The organism is Caballeronia udeis (genome assembly GCF_001544555.2).
Lineage (GTDB): Bacteria > Pseudomonadota > Gammaproteobacteria > Burkholderiales > Burkholderiaceae > Caballeronia > Caballeronia udeis.
The window spans coordinates 1-2,465 of sequence record NZ_FCOK02000172.1; the positions used below are offsets into that span (position 1 = coordinate 1).

Annotated in this window: 4 protein-coding genes; all 4 read left to right on the forward strand. The window is 62.9% G+C overall.

Annotated features, from left to right (window positions below; translation table 11 throughout):
- The first annotated feature begins 274 nt into the window (after positions 1 to 274).
- From AWB69_RS44940 to AWB69_RS44955, 4 genes are read left to right on the forward strand one after another with little or no spacing between them, the layout of a single operon-like run.
- Positions 275 to 559: a hypothetical protein gene (locus AWB69_RS44940; RefSeq protein ID WP_062093193.1), complete on the forward strand. Its 285-nt coding sequence runs from the start codon at positions 275 to 277 to the stop codon at positions 557 to 559.
- Entirely contained in the window at positions 556 to 1,041 is a 486-nt protein-coding gene (locus tag AWB69_RS44945; RefSeq protein ID WP_062093194.1) for a hypothetical protein, read from the forward strand. The genes AWB69_RS44940 and AWB69_RS44945 overlap by 4 nt, the downstream gene beginning before the upstream one ends.
- Before the next feature lie 3 nt (positions 1,042 to 1,044).
- On the forward strand, positions 1,045 to 1,638 hold the full coding sequence (locus AWB69_RS50205; protein WP_231937462.1) for a DUF5983 family protein: 594 nt from the start codon (positions 1,045 to 1,047) through the stop codon (positions 1,636 to 1,638).
- 43 nt (positions 1,639 to 1,681) lie between these two features.
- Positions 1,682 to 2,239, forward strand: a complete 558-nt coding sequence (locus AWB69_RS44955; RefSeq protein ID WP_156529218.1) for a hypothetical protein — start codon at positions 1,682 to 1,684, stop codon at positions 2,237 to 2,239.
- Positions 2,240 to 2,465: the final 226 nt, after the last annotated feature.

Below are 2,465 nucleotides of genomic sequence, written 5' to 3' on the forward strand. Positions count from 1 at the left end.
CTCGTTCGCCGTCCTTTTCTCGCGATCGTAGCCACGTCCTGCGCTGCGTCAAGGCGCGCGGGGCCGTGTCAGTCGCTGCCGCTCCATCCCGCCCCACACCCCGCGCTTGAATCCTTGACCCAGCTGCGGCCGTGTCTCCTTTTGATCGCGGGACGACGAACTCAGGGGAACGGCGGCAACGGCGAGAGGCGCCGCCGACTCAGCAGAAACATTTTCCACGCCGGGACTCGGAATCTAGGGGCCCGGTCAGCTCAACCCGTAGGGAGAACGAGACATGTCCGATGCAGTGCAACCCATCGACCCGGCGACGCTTTCGCGCAAGCAGAAGCTGGCCATCATTTACCGGCACGAACACCGCGACTACAAGGGCAAGGCTGGCCCGCAGTGGGGAAAGCATGCAGGCGAGAAAACCATCATGGTGAACGAGAACGGCGGAAGCGTTCTGACGTTGCTCGAAACCCTCAGCGATGAGCAGATCGCGGACAAGCTGCCGTATGCACTGAAGCTGGAAGCGAAGCGACTGGCGAAGGCCGCAGCCGAAAAGGCGGGCAAGCAATGAGCCAGCGCGCACCGATTGAAACCACCGTCCACGACCATGACGGCGAAGTACTGCGCTACACGCTGAAGGCAACCGGGCAGTCAAGCGTACGCCTCGGCGCTTGCGAGGTATGCGGCCAGCACGTCAGCGAAGTCTATTTGCAGCGGGGCATGAAGATGTTTGAGCGGCCTACCTCGATCGCTGCGCGCCGATTCGGCTGGACGTATCACGGTATGGCTGACGTTTTCGGACACGCCGATTGTCTCGCCGGTCGGCGCAAAGGCGTGGAAGTCATGACGGTGCCGACCAACCATGACGACGCGAATTTCCGGCAGGAAATTAACGGTGTGGACGTCCTGATCGGACGGGACGCGGAAGGCTTCAAGGCGTACATAGCGGACCGTTACGAAGGGCTGTTCACGACCTTGCTGCGCGCGTACCAGTTTGCGGCGACGGCTGCTAATCACCCCGAGCGCCGCCGCCCCATCACCGCAGGACTCTAACCATTGGACGGGACCGCCAAGGCGGTCCACGGAGCCTACACCATGAATGCACCCGCAAATGTTCTGGTCAGTTTTGCCGACCGGACAGACGCCGATTTTGACGGCCTGTCGTACCTTGAAAACGAGCTTTCCAATCACGGCATCGCGGCGACGTTGCGCGCACTGGATGACGCTGAAGCAGGGCACCTGCAACGCGGCGCCGCGCTTCTGGCCGTCGTGCGCGACGCGGTTCGACTGATGCCGCTGGGAACCGCGAAGCGCGCCGAGTGGCTTCAGCGCGCATCGGACGCTTTGGCGGGCACACCAGAAACCGTCTCGATCCCGACGATTGGCACCGCCCACCTATCGCGCCAGACGCTCGACCTACTCGAAAGAGAGGGCGATTCGGTCCCGTGGTGTTATTGCGGCCCGTATGAATTTGGCTTCTTTGTCTCTGTGCCGACTGCGGAAACGATCGCCATCATGCGGCCGTCCGAGCCACCGCCGGACGACCTCGCCGACTTGTGGGCCTGGGCACGCGGCGAAGGTTTTCAGTGGGTCAGGCTCGATTCGGACGCCGATCATGTCCCGAACCTACCTGTATTTGAGCATCCTTAACTGATGTTGTGGGGCCGATATCGACCCCGTTGGGAGAACGTTGATGACAACCGGAACACGTCGAGTAACGCGCGGTGAAGCCGTCAGTCTCGAACCAAAATGGAAGGCGTTGATGCCTATCATGCTCGCTGCGCTGGAAAACGGCACGGACGTAGGCAAGGCGAATGCGCGGCGCAGCCTGACAGAACTGGCCACGAAGGTTGATGCCGCACACGACATGCACAGGCGCATGCGTGCAGCGCTCGACGGCCTGGCGAAAGCATGGCCGAAGGCCTTTGGACTGACCAAGGCTGAGCACGACGCATTAATCGAAGCGGCGGAAGTGATCGCGCTCACCGCACCGCAACCGCCCGACTCGCGCGGCGTTGGCAGTGAGGGCGTGCAGCCTGGGACCAGGCTGAGTGCAAAGCTGGACGAGAAGACACGCGAATATTTTGAGTCGGTTCTTAGCAACGACGAGGCCGCGTCAGACGAGGAACTGATCCAGCTATTCGTGACGGAGTCGGGCGTGTCGATCGACGAGGCGACCGCCATCGTTGCGCGACGGATGGACTTTCTGAACTTCCTGCCAACGAACGAGCAGCCCCGGCTCATGTGGTAATCGCATCAGGTTGGACGTCCGACGCCGGCCGAGCGCCGGCGTTGTCGCTTCTGGCACCGTCGCAGCCATCCAGCCGGGACGCGGCACCTTGCGCGCCAGGCTGCGCCCGTCACGCAAGCTGACGGCCTCGCGTCCCGGTGAACATTCAACCCCGCTCTTGGGACTGCGCCGCGTCCCGCGGACTTGCCCCGGCGCGTGCCATCCCCTCCAGCCTCGCTGCCTGCAG

What these genes read in the sequence shown, in the direction of transcription:
- AWB69_RS44955 (WP_156529218.1), top strand. Translation starts at nt 1,682, where the DNA reads ATGACAACCGGAACACGTCGAGTAACGCGCGGTGAAGCCGTCAGTCTC.
- AWB69_RS44945 (WP_062093194.1), top strand. Translation starts at nt 556, where the DNA reads ATGAGCCAGCGCGCACCGATTGAAACCACCGTCCACGACCATGACGGC.
- AWB69_RS44940 (WP_062093193.1), top strand. Translation starts at nt 275, where the DNA reads ATGTCCGATGCAGTGCAACCCATCGACCCGGCGACGCTTTCGCGCAAG.